Source organism: Yimella sp. NH-Cas1, assembly GCF_022359705.1.
Lineage (GTDB): Bacteria > Actinomycetota > Actinomycetes > Actinomycetales > Dermatophilaceae > Yimella > Yimella lutea.
Map to the genome: position 1 here is coordinate 1,960,392 of NZ_JAKSGG010000003.1, position 21,732 is coordinate 1,982,123.

Genomic DNA, 21,732 nt, shown 5'->3' on the forward strand with positions numbered 1-21,732 from the left:
ATCCCACATCGGCGCAATTACCTTGTCAGCGGTTCGATCTGCCCGTACGGGTGATCGTCGCCGACCCGACGACGCGTGTGCCTTCGTACAGCACGACGGACTGTCCGGGGGCCACACCACGGGTTCGTTCGTCCAACCGGACCACGATCTCATCCCCCTCGGCTCGCACTGTTGCTGCGAATTCCTCTCCGTGAGCGCGCAGTTGGGCACCGAGCCTGACCTCACCGATCGGTGCGGGGCCGGGCCAGCGGGTGTGGCTGCCATGGATCTCGTCGACGCCGAGAAGATCCTCGGTGCCGACGAACACGGTGTTGGACGACGGGTCGACCTGGGTGACATAGCGCTTGGCGCCGTCTGCTCGCGGCACCTTCAGGCCGAGCCCGCGACGCTGGCCCACCGTGTAGGCGAAAGCACCATCGTGCTCACCGACGACCTCGCCGGACTCGTCGACGATCGGTCCGGTCGCGGCGCCGAGGCGCGAGGTCAGCCAGCCCTGGGTGTCACCGTCGGCGATGAAGCAGATGTCGTGGCTGTCCGGCTTCTTGGCCACGGAGAAGCCGCGCTCGGCCGCTTCCTTGCGGATGTTCGGCTTGGTGGTGTCGCCCAGCGGGAAGAAGGAGTGCGCGAGTTGGTCGGCGTCCAGAACCCCGAGCACATACGACTGGTCCTTGGCCATGTCGACCGCCCGGTGCAGTTCGCGTCCGTTCGGCCCGTCCACGATGCGCGCGTAGTGACCGGTTGCCACGGCGTCGAACCCGAGCGCGAGGGCCTTGTCGAGCAGGGCAGCGAACTTGATCCGCTCGTTGCACCGCAGGCAGGGGTTGGGTGTGCGACCGGCGCGGTACTCCGAGACGAAGTCCTCGACGACGTCCTCACGGAACCGGTCGGCCATGTCCCACACGTAGAACGGGATGCCGAGCTTGTCGGCCACCCTTCTTGCGTCGCCCGCGTCCTCGATCGTGCAGCAGCCACGAGCCGACTCCCGCAAGGTCGCAGCGGACTGTGACAGAGCGAGGTGGACGCCGACGACGTCATGGCCGGCATCGAGCATTCGCGCGGCACAGACCGCAGAGTCGACACCACCGCTCATCGCTGCGACGACCCGCATCAGCGCACCCGTCCGGAGTGGTGCGCACGTCGGGCGCGGTCGACGGCCGCCGGCAGTGACGCAAGGATCGCGTCGACGTCCGCGTCGGTGCTGGTGTGGCCGAACGTGAGCCGCAGCGCCCCACGGGCCTCGGCTTCCGGGAATCCCATCGCGAGCAGGACGTGGCTCGGCTGTGGAACACCCGCCTGACACGCCGACCCGGTCGAGCATTCGATGCCCGCAGCGTCCAGCAGATAGAGCAGCGAGTCGCCGTCGCAATCAGGTACGCGCAGGTGGACGTTGCCGGCAAGGCGTCGGTCGGTGTCGCCGGGCGCATACGGTCCGCTGACAGCGATGCCCAGGTCGAGCGACAGCGCGCCTTCGACCAGTCGATCGCGCAGGCCGGCGAGCCGCTTCGCCTCGACATCGAGTTCCGCGACGGCCGCGGTGAGGGCAACGGCGAGACCGCGGACATTCGCCACGTCGAGCGTGCCGGAACGCAATTGACGTTCCTGTCCCCCGCCGTGCGTCAATGGCGTGAGCTTGACGTCACGTCGTGCGAGCAAGGCACCGACGCCCTGAGGTGCGCCGAACTTGTGGCCCGAGAGGCTGAGCATGTCGACGCCGCTGGAAGCGAAATCGACCGGAACGTGCCCTACCGCCTGCACCGCGTCGGTATGGAATCGGACGCCGAATTCCCTTGCGACCGAGGCCAGCTCGGGAACGGGCGCGATGGCTCCCACCTCGTTGTTGACCCACATCGCCGACACCAGAGCCGTGGACTCCGCGTGCTGCTCGAGCAGGGCCCGCAGACCATCAGGACTGGGCACCGCTTCACGATCGACCTCCAACCAGACGACATCCGCTCCCCGATCGACGAGGAACTCGACCGGGTCGAGAAGGGCGTGATGCTCGGTGGTGCCGATGATCAACGTCGTGCGCTGCGGATCGGATTCGGTGGCATGCCAGAACGAACCCTTGACGGCGAGGTTGTTGCTCTCGGTGCCACCTGAGGTGAACACGACCTCGGACGGGGCAGCCCCCATGGCCTCCGCGATCTGTTCCCGGGCCTCCTCCACCACGCGACGGGCTGCCCGCCCGGCGGAGTGCAACGAGGAGGCGTTGCCGACCACACTGAGTTGGGCGGCCACCGCTTCGACGACCTCCGGGCGGACGTTCGTCGTCGCGGCGTGGTCGGCGTAGACGTTCTGGCTCACCCGCACGAGTTTACGTCCGATCCCGGGGTGGTCCGACTCCCGCGCACGCCCGCCCATTTGCAAGACTTGACGCACCCCGACCGGAACAGCCGAGGAACATGCCCAATGACCGTCCGCCCCCGCCTGCTCGCGTTGAGCCTGACCACTGCCCTGACGATGTCCGCATGCACGTTCCGGTCGGACGATTCGAAGGAATCAGGGACCACCGACCAGGACTCAATGCCTGCGGCCGCCTGTTCCTCGGGTGAGGCTCCGAGCCTCGGCGGCAAGACGTCGGCATTCGACGCTCCGGTCGCGGTCGAATCCAGCGGCGCCCTCCGCACGCAGGTCTCCGAGCCGGCGATGAGCACCACCGCGTCACCCACCGACGGATATCGGATCGCTCAGATCAAGGTCAGCGCCCGCGTCCAGACCAACGGGGTGTTCGCCCTGCACCCCGAATCGTTCGTCCTGGCAGATCCTGACGGTCAGCGATGCGCCCAGCCGGCAACCAACCCGCTGCGTGGTGCCCTTCAGGTGAGCCAGGTCGATGAGTCGAAGGTGGTCTCGGGCGTCGTCGCGTTCATCGTCCCTGCGGAGGCCAACCTCTCCGACTACGCCGTCCACTACGTCGACAAACCGGGATCGCCCAAAGCGATCGCGTCCTGGTCCGGGAACGGATCCGCGCCGTCGCCTGCCACCGTCAACACCTGCTCGACGAACCGGTCCGGCATCAAGCTCGCCGGTGCGAAGGATCAGGAGTTCTACAAGCCGTTCACCACCGGTGACGACCCGATCTCCTTGACGATCACGCCAAGCACACCCTGGAGCCGGGAGTTGAAACCCGGACCGAACCAGCCGAACGATGTACGTGGAGTCGTGGTGAGCCTCTACGTCGCCGCCAAGGGGTCGGTCGGCTACATCGAACGCAATCAGTTCCAGCTGATCGACGACAAGGGCAATCTCTGCCGCTACAACGAACTCGGCAGCGACGGCGAAAACCTCACCAGCGACCTCGTGGAGACGGACAAGCCGAAGCGCTACACCCTGGTCTTCTGGACGCCGAAGGGCTCCGAGGTGGCGGGCTGGAAACTGCTGTACATGCCTGAACCGAGTGACCGGAAGGTCACCGCGACCTGGACGCTGAAGCCGCGGGCGAGTGCGTCGAAGTCACCTTCGTCGTCTGCCTCGTCGTCTGGCCCGGTGCCGTCGAGCAGCACTGCGACGGGCTGAGGCTCACCCCTTCTTCATCAGCTCGATCAGTCGATCCAACACTCTGCCGTCGGCGCGCAACCCGTCGTGCAGATATTCGTTCGTGATCCACGGATGCATCCGCGGCAGCAATTGCGCTGTGGCAGTTGAGTGTTCGCGCAGTACGTAGGGATCGTCGTAGTAGATTGCAGCCGCGCAGGGGACGTCGGTGCGCGCCAATGCGTCGGCGTCGTACAGCTGCGGCCACTCATGGGCGGCGAGCAGATCGGCCGCCTCCTTCAGTGGTCGCAGTCCGGACACCTCGTCCAACAGCCAGGGGAACGGGTGCTCGGCGGTCAGCATGGTGATGTCGTCCCGGTAGGACGACGGCATCACCCGCTCGCACGACCAGCCGGTGACTCCCCCGTCGGCATAACAGGCCTCGTGCAACACGGTGTAGATGGGCGTCCAGGACGGGAACGGGAGCATGGCCGAAGCGACGGCCCCGAACATCGGTGATCGCGGGTCACGCTCGAGCAGGTAGTGCAGTTGCTCCGAGCCGTATGACATGCCGAGCCCGTTACCGATCTGCCGAAAACGCCTGGCCGACAACGATGTTCCGTCCGGCAGCTTCACCGCCCCGACGTCGCAGAGCTCGACGACCCGGCGCACTGCGTCACGGTCGCCGGGGAACCTGGCGTAATGACGTTCGACCAGTTCCGCGGTGCGCTCGTAGGTCGCGGCATAGACCTCGTCGACCGGCATGCCGACCGGCGGGATGCCCCCGGTGAAGAAGACCTCCCGCAGGCTGTCCGGAGAACGGCTGAGGTAGTGCAGCGAGCAGAACCCACCGAACGACTGCCCCAGCAGGCTCCACTGCTCGACCAACAGGTGCTCGCGCAGCACCTCACAGTCGCGCACGATCGAGTCGGCACGGAAGTTGACCAAGTAGTCGGCCTGCTCCTGCGCGCTCATCCCTTCGAGGCCATCCACAGGAGTCGACAATCCGGTGCCGCGCTGATCGAGCAGCAGCAGTCGGTAGTCACGGACCGCGCGTTCGACGAAACCTGGACCGACGGGGTCTGTGCTCGGCCGCGGACTCTCGCCACCCGGTCCTCCCTGAAGGAAGACGAGATAGGGCTTGTCGGCCGCGTCCGGTAGGGCAATCTCCCGGGCGAAAATCTCGATGGTGGCACCCGACTGGTCGTCGTGATCGAGCGGGACCTCGAGCCGGTGATTGGTGAGGATGAGTCCGCCGCGCCGTTCGATGTCGACCATGACGCGACCGTATCCGGCGTCGGGTGACGCGAAAACGCCCGCCCCGTTTCCGGGACGGGCGCTTCGACCTGCGCGTCAGTTCTTGGACTGCTTGACCGCTTCGGTGGCCTGCGGCAGCACCTGGAACAGGTCGCCGACGACGCCGAAGTCGACGAGTTCGAAGATCGGCGCTTCCTCGTCCTTGTTGACCGCGACGATCGTCTTCGAGGTCTGCATGCCCGCGCGGTGCTGAATCGCATGTAAGTCTTCGTCTCGGCTGGCCTGGGGCTGGCTGGCAGGGTTGGCGTCGGTCACCCGGTGCGCGTTGTGACTCCTGAATCGCCTGACCCCCTTGGGGGTGTCATGCCTGGGATCTGTCCAGCGTGCGCTGGGTGCCGGCGCCGACCCTGGCCCACAACGATGGCTTGATCAGAAGCATGTCCACCAACGGGATTGCCGTCCCGGTGGTGTGACTCATTACAGGCCCGCCTCGTCGTGACTTCTCACCCGGGCTGACGCCGGCAACGACGTCCAACCCGAACAAGTGAGGAGAACATCGCATGCCCAGTCTGCCGGTCACGGTGGCTGAGACCTACCGCTACGTCGTAGGGGTCGACACCCACGCCGCAACCCACAGCTACGCCGTCGTCGATGACCGCGGGGCACTGCTCGACCAAGCCACCTTCCCGACCTCCCCGGCCGGGCTGCGTCGCGCGAGGGACTGGATCGGTCGCCGCACCCAAGGTGATCTCGACTCGGTGCTGATCGCCGCCGAAGGAACTGGCTCCTACGGGGCTGTTCTCAGCGACGTCCTGTCTGATGCGGGCTACCGCGTGGTCGAAGCACCAACCCCTCGGCGCGAACGTGGCCGCGGGAAGACCGACGCTCTTGACGCTGTCCTCGCTGCCCGTGCCAGCTTGGTCATGCCGCTGGCCTCGCTACGTGATCGCCGCGCCGGTCAAGCGCACACCGCGCTGCGGGTCCTCACCGTCGCCCGTGAGCACCTCAACGTCGAGCGGACCAGGTGCATCAACGCACTGACCTCGATGCTGCGCAGTCACGACCTCGGCGTCGATGCCCGAAAGTCTCTGACTTCCCAGCAGGTCACCACCATCGCTGGATGGCGACGTCGCGAGGAAGGGATCGGGACGGCGACCGCCCGCGCTGAGGCAGTCCGACTGGCCAAGCGCGTGCTCGTGCTCGATGAGGAGCTGTTCGAGAACCGTCAGCGACTGACCGAGATCGTCACCGCCGAGGCGCCCGAGCTCCTCGAATTGCGCGGCGTAGGCGCCGTCACCGCAGCCATCATCCTGACCGTCTGGTCCCACCCTGGACGCATCCGTAGCGAAGCGGCCTTCGCCGCGATCGCCGGCACTGCACCAATCCCCGCCTCGTCCGGCAACACCGTGCGTCACCGCCTCAACCGCGGCGGCGACCGCCGGCTCAACCGGGCACTGAACACCATCGTGCTGACCCGCATGCGAACTGACCCAGACACCCGGGCCTACGTCCAACGGCGCCTGGCCGAGGGCAAGACCAGCAAGGAAATCCGACGCTGCCTCAAGCGCTACGTCGGACGGCAGATCTTCCGCACCCTCGCCGCGACCCACCCAGGACCAGAAGTGCTCGCGCCAGCTGCTTGACACGACATAGAAGCATCCCGGAGATGCCGGCAGCGACGTACAACTGCGGGCTGACCTGCTTACCGGTCTGACCCACCTGGTTGGAGTGCGGGTACCAACCGGCGTCGACCGCGGCGCGCGAGGCACCCACGGCAGCGCCGAGGGAGTCGGCGAACTCCTCGACCGGACCGAAGTCACCGCCGGTGCCACGACCACCGGAGACCACGATCGCGGCCTCGGTGAGTTCGGGACGACCCGACTTCTGCTTCGGCTGACGGTCGGTGATCTTCGCGCCCTTGGCGGCGTCGGACACCTGGACGTCGACGTTCACCACGGCCGCACCGGCCTGCGACGCGGTCGGCGGCAGGATGTTCGGCTTCACGGTGATGATCGGCAAGCCCTTGGTCACCTGCGACCTGGTGGTGTAGGAGCCGGCGAACACCGACTGTGTTGCGGTGACGGTGTCGCCGTCGACCTCAACAGCAGCCGCATCGGTGATCAGACCCGAACCGGTCTTGATCGCCAGTCGCGCGGCGGCTTCCTTGTTGTGCGGGGTCGAGGGCAGCAGCACAGCAGCCGGGGACGCCTGCTCGACGACGGCGGCGAGGGCCTCGGCGAGCGGTGCGACGAGGTAGTCCTGCACGTCGGCGTTGTCGATGACGTACACCTTCTCAGCGCCGAACTGAGCCAGACGCGGACGTGCGGCCTCGACGTTGCTGCCGACGAACACGGCCGACGGGGTGCCGATCTGACGTGCGATCGTCAGCAACTCCGCGGTGGTCTTCTTGACGGTGCCATCGGTGTGGTCGACCAGGACGAGAACTTCAGCCATGACGAATCTCCTTGTCTCGTGACTGATCAGACGAACTTCTGGGCGGACAGGAACTCGGCGAGCTTCTTGCCGCCATCACCTTCGTCGGTGACAACGGTGCCCTGCTCACGCGGCGGACGCTTGTCGGCGCCGACGACCTTGGTCCACGAGTTCTCCAGGCCCACCTGTCCCGCGTCGACGCCGAGGTCGGCCAGCGACCATGTCTCGACGGGCTTCTTCTTGGCGGCCATGATGCCCTTGAACGAGGGGTAACGCGCCTCGTCCGTCTGGTCGGTGACGCCGACGACGGCGGGCAGCGATGCCTCGAGGTTCTCGGACGCGATGTCGCCGTCACGGCGGCCGGTGACCTTGCCGTCGGCGACCGACAGTTCGGACAGCTGGGTGACCTGGGGCAGGCCCAGTCGCTCGGCCAGCATCGCCGGGACCACGGCCATCACGCCGTCGGTCGAGGACACACCGGTCATCACGATGTCGGGCGAGCCGATCTTCTTGACGGCCTCGGCCAGCACCAGCGAGGTGGCGATTGCGTCCGAACCGGCGATCGCGTCGTCCAGCACGTGAACACCCTTGTGGGCGCCCATCTGCAGCGCCTTCTTCAGCGCCTCGGCGGCACCCTCGGGACCCACGGTGAGAGCGGTGACTTCACCTTCACCGGCCTCGACGATGCGCAACGCCTGCTCGACCGCGTATTCGTCGAGCTCCGAGAGGAGACCGTCGACGCCGTCGCGGTCGGTGGTGTTGTCGTCCTCGAACGTGCGGTCGCCCTGGGCGTCCGGCACGTACTTGACGCATACGACGATGTTCATGCGCGTCCTTCTGTCGTGTTGGGCGGTGCCGCAGACACGGGCAACCGCATGGGACTGGTTTCAGCCTAACCCCGTGTTACCCGCAGGTAACTATCGGGGTTGCGTCAGATCGTTCAGTTGTTGCGTACCCAGATGAGCAGCATGCCCACCAGCGTGAGAGCGACGATGATCCACGGCCCGAGCTTGTTGAGCAGCAGCGCCGAACCCTTCTGCGGCGCGCCGTGGACGACGTCGGCCTTGGCACCGAGCAGGGCATCCGCGATCGCGGCACCCAGGCACAGCAGCGCGCCGATCACGAAGATGACGACGGGCGACATGCCGATCAGCTTGTCGGTGTCCTTCTGCATCGCGGCCCAGCCCCACAGCGTGAGGAACATGCCGAGAAGTCCGAGCAGGGCCAAAGCGATTGCCTTGGTGCGCGATCGGGACGCGGCCTTGGTGTCGGGCAGGATCACGCTCTCGGCGTAGGCGCGCGGTTCACCGAACAGCGCGAGCGGCTCCTCGCCCGTGGCCTTGCACTTGTCGTCGATCGCCTCGAGGGCCGTGTTGACGACCGTTCCGGACGCTCCGCGCTCCGTCAGCTTCGCCACGAACGGCTCCTGCCAGTCGGAGGGGATGTTCCACTGCTTGATCGTCATTTGGGATTCCTTTCTCACCCGAACATGTCGAAGGGTAGTGCCGAACCTCGCCGTGCGGCGGGTGCGGCACCACCCTTCGTGGAGCCTTTGCTGCAGCGTCGCTGCGTCCGGCGTCACTCGCCGGTGAACTGCGCCTTGCCCGGACCGTTCTCGACGAACGAGTCCATGCCGATCTGCCGGTCCTTGGTCGCGAACAGACCGGCGAAGTGCGCGCTCTCGATGCGCAACGCGGTCTGCAGGTCGACCTCGAGGCCCTGGTCGATCGAAGCCTTGGCGGCGCGCAGTGCGATCGCCGGACCGTTCACGAACGGCTTCAGCTTGACCTTGGCCGCACCGAGCACGTCACCGGGCTCGCAGAGTTCGTCGACGAGGCCGATCGCGAGCGCCTCCTGGGCGTCGATCATGCGGCCGGTGAAGACGAGGTCCTTGGCCTTCGCCGGACCGACCAGACGGGTCAGACGCTGCGTCCCGCCCGCACCCGGGATCAGTCCGAGGAGGATCTCCGGCTGACCGAGCTTGGCGTCGTTCGTCGCAACCCGGAAGTCGCACGCCATGGACAGTTCACATCCTCCTCCGAGGGCGTAGCCGGCGATCGCCGCCACGGTCGGCACCGGGATGGCGGCGATCGACGCGAAGCAATCCTGCAGGCGTCCGGCCCGCTTGACCATGTCGGCGTACGAAGCCGTGCGCATCTCCTTGATGTCGGCGCCCGCGGCGAAGACCTTTTCGCCGCCGTACACCACGACACCACGGACCGAGTTGTCCTTGGTCAACGCGAGCGAGGCCGCCGCGAGACCTTCCTGGATCTCCTCGTTCAGGGCGTTCATCTTCGGGCGGTCGATACGCAGCACCGCGATGCCGCCGTCGACCTGCGTGGAGACGAACTCCCCGTACGCGGTCATCAGGCCTGACCGTTCAGGCCGTCGCCCTCGCCGCCGGTCGCCGCGTGCGGACCATCGCTGGTGGCGGCCTGGTGCCACATCTGCACCGCGTGAACCACCATCTGGGTGGTCGACTGCAGCAACATCGGCAGGTCGGACTCGGGAGTGATGAGGTGCTCGCCGGTGACGACGAGGTTGCCGTTGGCGATGCCGGCCTTGATGATGTTCAGGCTCAGCGTGATGTCGTTCGCCGCGAGCAGACGCTTGTTGAGGTCGGCCGGGACGTCGTCGCCGATCTGCCACTGGCCGAAGACGCGGATCATGGCCGGCTCGCCGTCGATCGCGCGCACGAACAGCTGCTGCTCGGGGGTGCCCTCAGGGGCGTCCTCGCCTGCGGGCAGGAGGTAGCTGACGTCGCCGTCCTCGTCGACCTCGGGGTTGAGGCCGACCGAGCGCAGTGCCTCGACGACGCGGTCACGCGCGGGCGACTCGTCGTTCGGGCCGGCAAACGTGGGCTGACCCTCCTGAGCCTGGGGCTCGGACGGGTTGCCGTTCTGGTTTCCGGACGTCGGGAAGTTCGGCAGTGCTGTGGGATCAGTCATGGTCGCCAGGGTAGTCGACCGTAGGCTTTCCCTCATGCCCACCCGACCGGTCGCTTCAGTCCCACGTTCACTCGATGCACCAGCAGCCCCGGGGGTCACTCTCACAGCCGACGGCGCCGAGTTCGCCGTCGTGGCGGACCGCGCTTGGCGGGTCGATCTGTGTCTTTTCGACGAGTCGGGCACCGAGTCACGCGTGCCGCTCACCCGGCACCGCGGCGGCGTCTGGTGCGGTGCAGTGGCCGGGGTCGGGCCTGGGACGCGTTACGCGTACCGGGCGGAGGGTCCGTGGCGACCCGAGGAGGGTCTGCGCTACAACCCCTCGAAGTTGTTGCTCGACCCGTACGGCCGCGCGGTCGACGGAGAAGTCCGTTGGAATCCGACCGTTTTCGGGCACGAAGTGGACGCGGCGTTCAGCGGCGACGGATCAGTGCGGGACGACCGCGACAGCGCACCGGACATGCCGCGCAATGTGATCGTGGACGACCACTTCGACTGGGACGGCGACTCTCAGTTGTTCACGCCCTGGGATCGCACGGTGATCTACGAAGCACATGTGCGCGGCTTGACGATGCTGAATCCTGATGTGCCGCAGGAACTTCGGGGCACCTACGCGGGAGTCGCGCACCCGGCGACGATCAACCATCTGCAGCGGCTGGGCGTGACCGCGATCGAGCTGTTGCCGATCCACGCCTCAACCAGCGAGCCGCACCTGGTCAAACTCGGGCTGTCGAACTATTGGGGTTACAACACGCTCGGGTTCTTCGCCCCGCACGCCGGGTACGCGTACGCGTCCGATCCGCAGGGTGCGATCGATGAGTTCAAGGGCATGGTCAAACTGCTGCACCGCGCGGGTATCGAGGTGATCCTGGACGTCGTCTACAACCACACCGCCGAGCAGGGAGCTTCGACCGGGGCCACCCTCTCGTGGCGTGGTCTCGACCAGTCGAACTATTACCGTCTCGATTCGCGTGGTCACGACGTCGACGTCACCGGGTGCGGTAACACGATCGACATGACGCACGAGACGCCGCTGCGGATGGTGCTGGACTCGCTGCGTTATTGGGTCACCGAAATGCATGTCGACGGGTTCCGATTCGATCTCGCGGTCGCGCTCGGGCGTGAGCGGGACGACTCCTTCCACCCCGACCACCCGTTCCTGATGGCCCTGCGCACCGACCCGGTGCTCAGCCGGGTGAAGCTGATCGCCGAGCCATGGGACATCGGTTCGCACGGCTGGCGCACGGGTCAGTTCCCGCACCCGATGGCCGACTGGAACGACAAGTTCCGGGACGCGGTCCGCACCTTCTGGCTGCGTGACCTCGCCGCTGATGCCGCAGGCCACCCCGGGCACGGCGTCGCTGAACTCGCCATGCGCATCGGCGGTTCGCAGGACACCTTCGGCTCCCGCTCCCCCATCGCATCGGTCAACTACGTGACCGCTCACGACGGCTTCCCACTCGCTGACCTGACGGCGTACAACTCCAAGCACAACGGCGCAAACGGCGAGGGCAACCGCGACGGTTCGGAACACAACCTCTCGTGGAACTTCGGGGTGGAGGGGCATGCGGCCGCGAACGAGGAGACCGAGAAGCTGCGCCGACGGGTCGTCCGCAATATGCTCGGAACGCTGCTGTTGAGTGCGGGAGTGCCGATGCTGCTCGGCGGCGACGAGTTCGGACGCGGGCAGGGCGGCAACAACAACGCCTACTGCCAGGACAACGAGATCAGTTGGTTCGACTGGGGATTCGAGCCCTGGCAGCGCGATCTGATCGACACGACCGCCTATCTGACCTCCCTGCGTGCCGCGCACCCGGTACTGCGTCAACGTGAGTTCCTGCCCGACCACGACACCGGCTCGTCGCCGGTGCTGCGGTGGTTCGATCAGGACGGCGCCGCGATGACCTCGGATGCCTGGGCAGACGGATCGACGCGGACAGTGCAGGCACTCTTCGACGGCGACAACATCGGTGACGACAACCTGCTGCTGGTGCTGCACGGCAGCTGCGACCACGCCACCATCTCGCTACCGTCGAGCTCGAGTGGGCACGCATGGGAACTGTTGTGGGACAGCGCGATCGACAACCCGGCGGACATCCCGTCGACGACGATCGAGCACAGCGCCGGCTACCCGATGCGCGCTGCGTCCTTGGCGATCTTCAAGGCACCCTCCCGCTGAGCAGCACCCTCCGAAGCGGGTCGCTCGAGGTGCGAGACCCGGGTCACGCCGGTCGAGTAGGTGCGAGCCCCCAGGGCGAGCGCCGCGATCGAGACCACGTCAGATTCACGCGAACCCGGGCGGACGGCCTACTGATTCACCACACGCCGGTCGAGTAGGTGCGAGCCCCCAGGGCGAGCGCCGCGATCGAGACCACGTCAGATTCACGCGAACCCGACCGGACGGCCTAGTTGTTCACCAACTGATTCTTCGTCGTCACGACTTGGATCTGCGAACTCGGTCCGGCCACGGTCACCGATCCCGGGATGTCCGCCCACTCGCCGCCGTCGACCGAGTACTGGCCGCCGTAGGTCGTCGAGACACTGGTCACGTAGGTGCCCGACTTGTCGTATGCATGCTTGATGTCGCCGTCCGGGTACACACCGCCACCGGACTGCGTCGGACCACTCGAACCGCCGTCGCCGTAGCTGAACACGTTGTGCTTGAACGTCGGCTTGATCCGCACCTGATGGCCGAGCAGGTTCACGGTGTTGATCTCGTTCGGCTGGAATCCCGTTGCTGGATAGGCCAACTGGAAGAACGTCGGCAACGTCACGAGCGTCTTCCCACCGATCGGCTGCATCGAGACGGTCGGCTTCGCGAACTGGGTGCGCTCCCACTGGCTGCGAATCATCGCCAACGTCAAGCGCGGACGTTGCACCGCATTCGGGACCGCCGTCGGGAAGCACGTCGTGCCGACGTTCTCCCACACGTTCGAGCTAGCTGCGTCGGGGCTCAACAGTTTGCGGTAGATCCGCGTGTAGGGCCCTTCGACGTTTGCGCCCTGGCAGGTTTCGTACGCCACTGTGCACCCGATCTCGGTCTGACCGACCGGGCTGTTGTTCCCGCAGGCAAGGAGCGTGACGTACTGGTATGGCACTTCCTTGGTCACCTTCTTGCCTGCCTCGACGAATGTCGCCTTCTTCTTGGGAGGTAACGAGGCGGCCTCTTGACGAGACAAGCCAACGGCCGCTCCCCCTCCCGTGACAGCACAGTTACGACACCCAGGTCCGTTTGCGCTTGCCGGCAGCGGGTCGAGTGCGGCGTAGGCGTGTGTGCCGAGCACGACGGCGCTGACGGTGAGGACCCGTGCGATGCTCCTCATGATGTGACCGTCAGATCGTATTGAATCTCGTTGACCCGCCAGCCCGACTTGCTCCATCCGAGATGGAAGACCCGGGACTGTCTCGGTTCCTTGGGGAACTCCTGCGCAATCGCGCCGCTTGAATCCACAATGTTGACCGCTGGTAGGTCGACGACGAGCCCAATGGTTCCATCCGACCGCTTATAGGCTCGCTTGAGAATGAATTGCGTCCCGTCGAAACGATTCTTCTTGGCGACGTTTGAGTCGATTGTCTCCTCGTGCCCGCGGCACGTCTTGCATGTGTCATTCGCAAGCGGGTCAAGGACTGCCTTCATCGGCTTCAGGCCGAGGTCATTGATTAGGTCGTTGTAGTACGTCGCGAACGCAATCGCGCCGGCGTCCGTCTTGTGCTTCGCAGCTTCGGGCACACCGGGCGCGCCGGCGTAGGTCGCGTTGCTGGTCTGACTGGTGGGCGTCGCCGATGTCGACGTGGTCTTCGAGGTCGTCGGCGACGCGGCGGAGGTGGTCGTCGACGACGGCGGGCTGGACTCCGCCTCCGGGGATCCACCCCCACAGCCGACCAACAGTCCGCACGCAGCAGACGCCGCAACAAGGGGCGCAACGGTGCGCATGAATCGAGCCGTCATCAGAACCTCCAGAAGCAAGAACAGCCCTTGCATCGTGCGACCTCCTGCCCTGGGACGGAAGATCTCCACAGGTAAGAACTTGGCAAAGTTCTGTCCCGTGCGCCCTACGCAAACCGGCCGACGGAGGTTGTCGGTGGTCCCGCCTAGAGTTTCTTCATGGGCATCAGCTACGAGTTCTACGAACCGGAGTCTCCGGTGGAATTCGTTCTGCTGGAATCGATCTCGGCACGCAAGCAGCGTTTGTTGAAGCAACTGGTCGATGCATTGGGGTCGCCGTCGGAGGTCCTGGAGTTCGCGGTTCAGATGTCGCAGGTCGCGTTCCACAGACTGCACGCAGACGCCGTCCACAACGCCGGCGACATCGCCACCGCCCGACCCGTCGACGTCGATAACCATCGCATGCTCGAGAAAGCAGTGACCGGTTCCACGCAGTTGGCATCGATCTCCCAAGCCGTGCAGGCCATGGCCATGGCCAGGTACGCAGCGATCGATGAAGAACTGGTCGATTCCGACACCGGGGTCACGGCGAAGGTCGAGCACGCGCTCGGTCATCAGGCGTCGTTCGCCGACACCGACCTGGCGGCTGCGTGTCAGATGGCTCCCCGCACCGCGTCGAGCAAAATGAGCAACTCCATCGACGCGTGCACCAAAACACCCGGGCTGCTGGCTGCGGCGGTCGAGGGTTCGATCCCGTACTGGAAAGTCAGCCTCGTTGCCTCCGAGCTGGTGAACGCCTCACCCGAAACCTCCCGCCGGGTCGAGCAACACCTACTCGACACCAAAGGCTTCGACACCTGGGGTTACCTCAAAGTGAAGAGCGCCGCGCGCGCACTGGTGACCCAATGGGAAAAAGAAGCCGCGAAGAAGACCCGCCAGAAGGAAGCCAAAGACGCCACCGGTGTCTGGGTTCGCCCCTGCGACATCCCGGGCATGGCCGAGTTGTGCGCCATCGGCCCGGCCGACCAGATCGCCCGCATCTACGGAGCCGTCGACCAACTGGCTGATCAACGCGCCAAGAACCCACCCGAGGGTGACGACCCCGACGAATCGAAGCCGACACTCGGACAACTGCGCCTCGGCGCGTTGCACGACCTCGTCACACAAGGCGCCGACATCTCCTACCAGGTCGTCATCCAGGTCCCTGTCATACGCGAGGAACGCGAGGAACGCGAGGAACGCGAGGAACAGGCTGCGACGGCCACCAAACGCGCCACCGACGACGTGGAACACGAGCCCGAGGCGTCCCCGGACGACGGATCACCACCACCCGGACAGTCCGCCACGTCCCCACGCGGCCCGAACACCACCGACCAGCCCACCAACACCCCCAGTACCCCCAGCGCTTCCGGCGCTTCCGGCGCTTCCGGTCCCGAATCCGGCTCAACAGCAAGGAAATCGGACCACTGCTACACCACCGGGTGGGCACGCATCGCCGGGATCGGGTTCATCCCACCCGAGGTGCTCGACGCGTTGATCGACCAGTTCGGTTGCCGCCTCACCCGAGCACTGGTCGACGCCGACACCGGAGTCACCTGTGAAACCTCGACGACGGCGTACGAGCCCACGCCCAGGATCAGGGAGTTCGTGCAGCAACGCGACCAAACCTGCCGGTTCCCCATGTGCACCAGGACCGCCATCAGGTGCGACATCGACCACGTCATCGAATGGCCGCAGGGGCCGACCGTCGGGCACAACCTCGCCGCGCTCTGTCGTCACCATCACGACGCGAAGACGAAGAAGCACTGGGACTACCACATGAGCGACGACGGAGTCTGTACCTGGACCTCCCGCACCGGCCGCACCTACATCACCTACCCAGACTCCGTGCACGACGCTTCATGAATCAGTCCCGGGTGGTCAGGAATCCGATCATGGTCACCGGGTTTCGGCGCATGCGCCCTCCTTCGTCGGGCGCATGGCTCAACCAGCGGTGAAGCGACAGCTCAGCACAAACCTCCGTCGGGCGCATGGCTCAACCAGCGGTGAAGCGACAGCTCAGTACAAGCCTTCGTCATGCTCCAGGCTCAACCGGGCGGTTCGAGAACGGCTCAAACTGACCGCGACCCGCCGGCCGAGCGTATGGAGGAGCGCGTGGAGGAACCCAGCCAGAGCAGGCCGAGGATGGGGAGGATCAGTGGGACGTAGCCGTAACCCTGTCCGAAATGTGACCACACGGTCTTGTCATGGAAACGGTCCGCGTCCAGGTAGCTCCACGTACCGACGGCGAGCACACCCAACAACTCGAACCCGATCGTCGCCAGCGCGAGACGCAACCGGTCGCCCATCGCCAGCGCGACAGTCGCAATGACGTAGACGACTGCCGCGAGCGCCGACAGCAGGTAAGGAAGCGGCGGGTCGGGCCAACTCTGGGCCACCTGCATGATCGAGCGCCCCGTGGCTGCCAGCGCGAAGACGCCGTAGACGGCGACCAGGATGCGTCCCGGGCCGGCGTTCGTGCGACTACGCGGCATAACCGCCCCACAACTGAACGAGCCGCACGGTCATGACCAGCAACCCGGTCGCTGCAACCACGAGAACGCCAGTGCCCCAACGGGTTTCACGATCAGCGAAGGCCCAGAACCCGGCGATCGGAGTGGCGATGACCATCCCGATCAGATAGGCGGCGAACACACCCTTGTTCATCTGCGCATCGGCCTCGTTCCAGGTGACCAACCCGAGCACGAGCGCAAGGATCATCAGCACCTCGACCGCGCACAGCAGATAGAACAGTGCGTTGTCGATCGCACGTCCGCGAGCGGTCAGGAAGGCGCCGTACCCGGCGAGCGCGAGTAGCGCAGCGCCGAGCAGGTAGCTGAGGGGCAGGAACACCGAGCCATCGTACGAAGACCGCGGTAACGCGCCGAATCCGCCGATGTCCGCGAGACGAGAATCACCTGCCGACGCACGGTTTCGGGCTGTGGGAAGTTCAGTCGCCGTCGCTATGCTGCGGACGCGTTGCGTGTGCCCCGGCACGCGTGCGAGCAGCGAGCGGTACGCCGTTCACCGGAGCCGATCGATGGAGCAGCACCTGTCATGACCGACGTCAGCAAGAACGAGTACGCGAGCGACGAGTCGCCCACCACCGACGTGCACCGGGTGGGTCCGACCCTGCCGGTGCTGAGCGACATCGCCACCGGTGCGGTGCAGTCACCGACTCCCACGGTGGAGCGCTTCGTCAACCACTTTCTGCGGGAACTGAACTTCGGTCAGGGCGTCCTGCTGTCGCGTTCGACGATCAACGACCAGTACATCGCGCTGGCCAAGACGGTGCGTAAGTACATGATGGCCGATTGGCTCGACACCGGAGCCAAGCGCCGCGAGGGTGGCACCAAGACCGTCGGCTACCTGTCGGCGGAGTACCTGCTCGGTCGACAGTTGAGCAACGCCCTGCTCGCCACCGACCTGCAGGACATCGCCGCGGAAGCACTGCGTGAGTGCGGCATCGACATCGCCGACCTGCGTGCACAAGAGATCGAGCCCGGCCTCGGCAACGGTGGTCTCGGCCGGCTCGCAGCCTGCTTCATCGACTCGCTCGCCACGATGGACGTGCCGTGCATCGGTTACGGAATCCGTTACGAGTACGGCATCTTCCGCCAGACCTTCGAGGACAACCGTCAGGTCGAGGTGCCAGACTCCTGGCTCTCGCTCGGCAGCCCGTGGGAGTTCCCGCACCCCGAGCGCCAGGTACGCGTCGACTTCGGCGGCCGCACCGAGCAGTACACCGACGACCAGGGCCGCGAGCGCTCGCGCTGGATCCCGGGCTGGAACGTCCTCGGTATCCCCTACCACCAGATGGTTCCGGGTTTCCGCAACCACACGGTCAACACCCTGCGTCTGTGGAGCGCGAAGGCCACCCAGGCGTTCGACCTGCAGATCTTCAACTCCGGCGACTACGCCGAGGCGGTGCGCTCGCAGACCTTCGCCGAGAACATCTCCAAGGTGCTCTACCCCGAGGACTCCACCCCGCAGGGTAAGGAGTTGCGCCTGCAGCAGCAGTACTTCTTCGTCGCGTGCTCGCTGCACGACTTCATCGAGAACACGCTGCCGCAGGACTTCGACCTGCATCACCTGCCCGAGCGGATCGTCTTCCAGCTCAACGACACCCATCCGGTCATCGCGATCCCCGAGCTGATGCGGATTCTGGTCGACATCAAGGGATTCGACTGGGACGACGCGTGGGACATCACCCGGCAGTGCTTCGCCTACACCTGCCACACCCTGCTGCCCGAGGCCCTCGAGGTCTGGTCGGTGGAGCTCATGGGCAAGCTGCTGCCGCGCCACCTGGAGATCATCTACCGCATCAACAAGAACTTCCTCGAGGAAGTCGCCGAAGCCTTCCCCGGCGACGAGATGCGCACTCGTCGCATGTCGATCATCAGCGAGCACCCCGAGCGTTCGGTGCGGATGGCCTACCTGGCCACCATCGGCTCCTCGAAGGTGAACGGTGTCGCCGAACTCCACTCCCAGTTGCTGCGCGACAAGGTGCTCCCCGACTTCTCCGCTTACTGGCCGGACAAGTTCACCAATGTCACCAACGGTGTCACACCGCGCCGCTTCGTATTCCTCGCCAACCGCAAGCTGTCCGACCTGGTCACCGACGCGATCGGTGACGGTTGGGTGACCGACCTCGAGCAGTTCAAGAAGCTCGAGCCGTTCGCCGACGACCCGAACTTCCGTCAGCAGTTCGCGCAGGTCAAGCAGGCCAACAAGGAGCGCCTGTACAACCTGTTGAAGGCGCGCGACGGTCTCGACCTGCCCCGCGACGCGATGCTCGACGTGATGGTCAAGCGTCTGCACGAGTACAAGCGTCAGTCGCTCAAGCTGCTGCACATCGTCTCGATGTACGACGGCATCATTTCCGGACGGGTCTCGACCGAGTCCGTCGTCCCGCGCACGTTCGTGTTCGGTGCGAAGGCGGCGCCGGGCTACCACATCGCGAAGGAGACGATCTTCCTGATCAACTCCGTCGCACAGACCATCAACGCCGACGAGCGGGTCAAGAACTTCATGTCGGTCGCCTTCCCGGCGAACTACAACGTCACGCTCGCCGAGAAGCTCATCCCGGCCGCCGACCTGTCCGAGCAGATCTCGCTCGCGGGCAAGGAGGCGTCCGGCACCGGCAACATGAAGTTCGCCCTCAACGGCGCGCTGACGATCGGCACGGACGACGGCGCGAACGTCGAGATCCGCGAACTCGTCGGCGACGACAACTTCTTCCTGTTCGGCATGGACGAGCCGCAGGTCGAGGAGCTGCGGGCGAAGGGCTACGACCCGGAGTCCTACTACCAGTCGAACGAGAACCTGCGCGCCACGATCGACCTGCTGGCGAGTGGCCACTTCACCGGCGGCGACCGCCGGCTCGCGGCGCAGTTCGTCGACAACCTGCTCACCCAGGACCCGTTCATGGCACTGGCCGACTACCAGTCCTACCTGGACGCCCAGGCTCGGGTGGACGAGGCGTACCGCGACTCCGACGCGTGGACGCGGATGGCGATCCTCAACGTCGCGCGCACCGGGTTCTTCTCCAGCGACCGTTCGATGCGCGACTACCGCGAGCGGATCTGGAACGTCTGAGTCCACGCACTGAGCAGACGGCCCGAACAGGCCGAATGGAGGGGCCCTTCACCAGCACTGGTGAAGGGCCTTTCCGATAGGTTCGGACGGTGACTTCGGCACCCACCACAACCCAGCCCCAGTCCCCTATCGGCCGCATTCCGGTCATCGGGATCAAACCCGCCGTCGAGGGCGGAGCGTTCCCCGCCAAATCCGTCGTCGGCGAGGAATTCGACGTCGAGGCGACGGTCTTCCGCGAAGGCCACGACGCCGTCAACGCGTCCGTCGCGATCACCGATCCCGACGGGCAGACCACCCTGCTTCCGATGCGCTGCACCAACCCCGGTCTCGACCACTGGGTCCGCACGATCAGCGCCGACCGCCCCGGCTGGTGGAGCTACCGGGTCGAGGGTTGGAGCGACCCGTACGGCACCTGGGAACACGACGCGACGATCAAGGTCGCAGCCGGCGTCGACGTCGAGTTGATGCTCGAGGAAGGTGCGCGCGTGCTGGAACGCGCCGTGAAGCTCGACCATGACGACGCCGACCGCACCCTCCTGCAGGACGCCGTCACCACCTTGCGCGACGAGTCCAAGGAGCCCGGCGAGCGTCTGGCCGCGGGCACCGACCCGGCAGTCGTCGAGGCAATGCACCGCACCCCGTTGCGCGACGCCGTCTCCCCCAGTCGCGAATTCGCCTGGTGGGTGGAGCGGGAGCGCGCTCTGGCCGGCGCCTGGTACGAGATCTTCCCGCGCTCGGAGGGCGCGGAGTTCGACGAGGCCACCGGCAAGTGGCGCACCGGCACCTTCCGCACCGCGATGAAGCGCCTGCCGGCGATCGCCGCGATGGGCTTCGACGTCCTCTACCTGACACCCGTCCACCCCATCGGGTCGATCAACCGCAAGGGCCCGAACAACACCCTGACCGCCGGTCCGGACGACCCCGGCTCGCCGTACGCCATCGGCAGCAAGGACGGCGGGCACGACGCCCTCAACCCCGACCTGGGTACGTGGGAGGACTTCGACGCGTTCGTCGCCGAAGCGGAGCGGCAGGGCATGGAGGTCGCGCTCGACCTTGCGTTGCAGTGCGCCCCCGACCACCCATGGGTCACCGAGCACCCGGAGTGGTTCACCACGCGCGCCGACGGCACGATCGCGTTCGCCGAGAACCCGCCGAAGAAGTACCAGGACATCTACCCGCTCAACTTCGACAACGACCCCGAGGGCATCTACGCGGAGATCCGCCGCGTCATGCAGGTGTGGATCGACCACGGGGTCAAGATCTTCAGGGTCGACAACCCGCACACCAAGCCGGTCGAGTTCTGGCAGTGGCTGATCGACGACGTCGCCAAGGACCACCCGGACGTCATCTGGCTGGCCGAGGCGTTCACGCGTCCGGCCATGATGCACACGCTCGGCAAGATCGGCTTCCAGCAGAGCTACACCTACTACGCCTGGCGCAACGAACCCGAGGAATTGCAGGAGTACGTCGAGGAGCTTGCCGGCGACGCGGCGGCCTACATGCGTCCGTCGTTCTGGCCGACGACCCACGACATCCTCACCCCGTACATGCAGTTCGGCGGTCCGACCGCCTGGAAACTGCGGGCCGCGCTCGCCGCGACGTTGGTGCCGACGTACGGCATCTACGCCGGGTACGAGTTGATCGAACACGTCGCACGTCCGGGCGCCGAGGAACAGATCGACAACGAGAAGTACGAGTTCAAGAACCGTCACTGGGAGGACTATGAGCCCGGCGGCGCCAAGGAAGGGCAGACCCTCGCGCCCTACCTGACCCGGCTCAACCAGATCCGCCGCGATCACCCGAGCCTGCTGTGGCTGCGCAACATCACCTTCCACAAGGTCGACGACTCCTCGCTGATGGTCTTCTCCAAGAAGCGCGGCGACGACGTCGTGATCGTGGTCGCCAACCTCGACCCGCACTCCACCCGCGAGTCCTGGGTGCACCTCGACCTCGAGGCGCTGGGACTGCACGAGGGCGAGGCGTTCACGGCGCACGACCTGATCACCGACGCGCACTGGCACTGGGGTGAGCACAACTTCGTCCGCCTCGGCGTCGACGCCGAACCCGTCCACATCATCGAGCTGCGGAGGTACTGAGCAC

The 21,732-nt window shown here is 66.0% G+C and carries 18 protein-coding genes and 1 pseudogene; 6 read left to right on the plus strand and 13 right to left on the minus strand.

Annotated features, from left to right (window positions below; translation table 11 throughout):
• Positions 1–25: 25 nt before the first annotated feature.
• The gene (mnmA, locus tag MF407_RS09740; RefSeq protein ID WP_239702165.1) at positions 26–1,108 is read right to left on the minus strand and encodes a tRNA 2-thiouridine(34) synthase MnmA; all 1,083 of its coding nucleotides are present in this window, start codon (positions 1,106–1,108) and stop codon (positions 26–28) included.
• Complete coding sequence (locus tag MF407_RS09745) at positions 1,108–2,304, minus strand: cysteine desulfurase family protein (protein ID WP_239702166.1); 1,197 nt, start codon at positions 2,302–2,304, stop codon at positions 1,108–1,110. Before MF407_RS09745 ends, mnmA begins: the two co-directional genes overlap by 1 nt.
• A gap of 105 nt (positions 2,305–2,409) precedes the next feature.
• Between MF407_RS09745 and MF407_RS09750 the strand changes: the two genes are divergently transcribed.
• Entirely contained in the window at positions 2,410–3,516 is a 1,107-nt protein-coding gene (locus tag MF407_RS09750; protein ID WP_129624829.1) for a hypothetical protein, read from the plus strand.
• Positions 3,517–3,519: 3 nt separating this feature from the next.
• Here the strand turns inward: MF407_RS09750 and MF407_RS09755 are convergent, their stop codons facing one another.
• Together MF407_RS09755 and MF407_RS09760 are read right to left on the minus strand one after the other, a co-directional pair.
• Positions 3,520–4,752, minus strand: a complete 1,233-nt coding sequence (locus tag MF407_RS09755) for an alpha/beta fold hydrolase (RefSeq protein WP_239702167.1) — start codon at positions 4,750–4,752, stop codon at positions 3,520–3,522.
• Positions 4,753–4,827: 75 nt separating this feature from the next.
• Positions 4,828–4,989, minus strand: a pseudogene (locus tag MF407_RS09760) (electron transfer flavoprotein subunit alpha/FixB family protein); the annotation flags it as partial.
• Between the two features lie 302 nt (positions 4,990–5,291).
• Here MF407_RS09760 and MF407_RS09765 point away from each other — a divergent pair.
• Positions 5,292–6,374 carry an IS110 family transposase gene (locus MF407_RS09765; RefSeq protein ID WP_192912052.1) on the plus strand — a complete coding sequence of 361 codons (1,083 nt, stop codon included), beginning with the start codon at positions 5,292–5,294 and terminating at the stop codon, positions 6,372–6,374.
• Here the strand turns inward: MF407_RS09765 and MF407_RS09770 are convergent.
• The 5 genes from MF407_RS09770 to MF407_RS09790 form a co-directional block, all read right to left on the minus strand.
• Positions 6,292–7,185 (minus strand): electron transfer flavoprotein subunit alpha/FixB family protein, encoded by an 894-nt coding sequence (locus MF407_RS09770; protein ID WP_239702168.1) that lies wholly within the window; start codon positions 7,183–7,185, stop codon positions 6,292–6,294. The two genes, MF407_RS09765 and MF407_RS09770, sit on opposite strands and share 83 nt — an antisense overlap.
• Positions 7,186–7,211: 26 nt before the next feature.
• Positions 7,212–7,991 (minus strand): electron transfer flavoprotein subunit beta/FixA family protein, encoded by a 780-nt coding sequence (locus tag MF407_RS09775; RefSeq protein ID WP_129624826.1) that lies wholly within the window; start codon positions 7,989–7,991, stop codon positions 7,212–7,214.
• Positions 7,992–8,104: 113 nt separating this feature from the next.
• Positions 8,105–8,629 (minus strand): hypothetical protein, encoded by a 525-nt coding sequence (locus MF407_RS09780; protein ID WP_129624825.1) that lies wholly within the window; start codon positions 8,627–8,629, stop codon positions 8,105–8,107.
• Between the two features lie 113 nt (positions 8,630–8,742).
• Positions 8,743–9,531: an enoyl-CoA hydratase-related protein gene (locus MF407_RS09785; RefSeq protein ID WP_129624824.1), complete on the minus strand. Its 789-nt coding sequence runs from the start codon at positions 9,529–9,531 to the stop codon at positions 8,743–8,745.
• Positions 9,531–10,112, minus strand: coding sequence for a hypothetical protein (locus MF407_RS09790; RefSeq protein WP_239702169.1), 582 nt, complete (start codon positions 10,110–10,112; stop codon positions 9,531–9,533). Before MF407_RS09790 ends, MF407_RS09785 begins: the two co-directional genes overlap by 1 nt.
• 34 nt (positions 10,113–10,146) lie before the next feature.
• Here MF407_RS09790 and glgX point away from each other — a divergent pair, with 34 nt between their 5' ends.
• Positions 10,147–12,288, plus strand: a complete 2,142-nt coding sequence (gene glgX / locus MF407_RS09795; protein WP_129624822.1) for a glycogen debranching protein GlgX — start codon at positions 10,147–10,149, stop codon at positions 12,286–12,288.
• Between the two features lie 226 nt (positions 12,289–12,514).
• Here glgX and MF407_RS09800 read toward each other — a convergent pair whose 3' ends face one another.
• Together MF407_RS09800 and MF407_RS09805 are read right to left on the minus strand one after the other, a co-directional pair.
• Positions 12,515–13,432 carry a hypothetical protein gene (locus tag MF407_RS09800; RefSeq protein ID WP_239702170.1) on the minus strand — a complete coding sequence of 306 codons (918 nt, stop codon included), beginning with the start codon at positions 13,430–13,432 and terminating at the stop codon, positions 12,515–12,517.
• Complete coding sequence (locus MF407_RS09805; RefSeq protein WP_168990155.1) at positions 13,429–14,091, minus strand: DUF6318 family protein; 663 nt, start codon at positions 14,089–14,091, stop codon at positions 13,429–13,431. The genes MF407_RS09800 and MF407_RS09805 overlap by 4 nt, the downstream gene beginning before the upstream one ends.
• 123 nt (positions 14,092–14,214) lie before the next feature.
• Here MF407_RS09805 and MF407_RS09810 point away from each other — a divergent pair, with 123 nt between their 5' ends.
• Positions 14,215–15,900, plus strand: a complete 1,686-nt coding sequence (locus MF407_RS09810; RefSeq protein WP_239702171.1) for an HNH endonuclease signature motif containing protein — start codon at positions 14,215–14,217, stop codon at positions 15,898–15,900.
• 206 nt (positions 15,901–16,106) lie between these two features.
• Here the strand turns inward: MF407_RS09810 and MF407_RS09815 are convergent, their stop codons facing one another.
• Together MF407_RS09815 and MF407_RS09820 are read right to left on the minus strand one after the other, a co-directional pair.
• Positions 16,107–16,529: a hypothetical protein gene (locus tag MF407_RS09815; RefSeq protein ID WP_129624816.1), complete on the minus strand. Its 423-nt coding sequence runs from the start codon at positions 16,527–16,529 to the stop codon at positions 16,107–16,109.
• Positions 16,519–16,887: a hypothetical protein gene (locus MF407_RS09820; RefSeq protein WP_129624815.1), complete on the minus strand. Its 369-nt coding sequence runs from the start codon at positions 16,885–16,887 to the stop codon at positions 16,519–16,521. The genes MF407_RS09815 and MF407_RS09820 overlap by 11 nt, the downstream gene beginning before the upstream one ends.
• A gap of 204 nt (positions 16,888–17,091) precedes the next feature.
• On the opposite strand from MF407_RS09820, the gene MF407_RS09825 reads away from it, so the two are divergent.
• Together MF407_RS09825 and MF407_RS09830 are read left to right on the plus strand one after the other, a co-directional pair.
• Entirely contained in the window at positions 17,092–19,632 is a 2,541-nt protein-coding gene (locus MF407_RS09825) for a glycogen/starch/alpha-glucan phosphorylase (RefSeq protein ID WP_239702172.1), read from the plus strand.
• An 89-nt stretch (positions 19,633–19,721) separates the two neighbouring features.
• Positions 19,722–21,728, plus strand: a complete 2,007-nt coding sequence (locus MF407_RS09830) for an alpha-1,4-glucan--maltose-1-phosphate maltosyltransferase (RefSeq protein ID WP_239702173.1) — start codon at positions 19,722–19,724, stop codon at positions 21,726–21,728.
• Positions 21,729–21,732 lie beyond the last annotated feature (4 nt).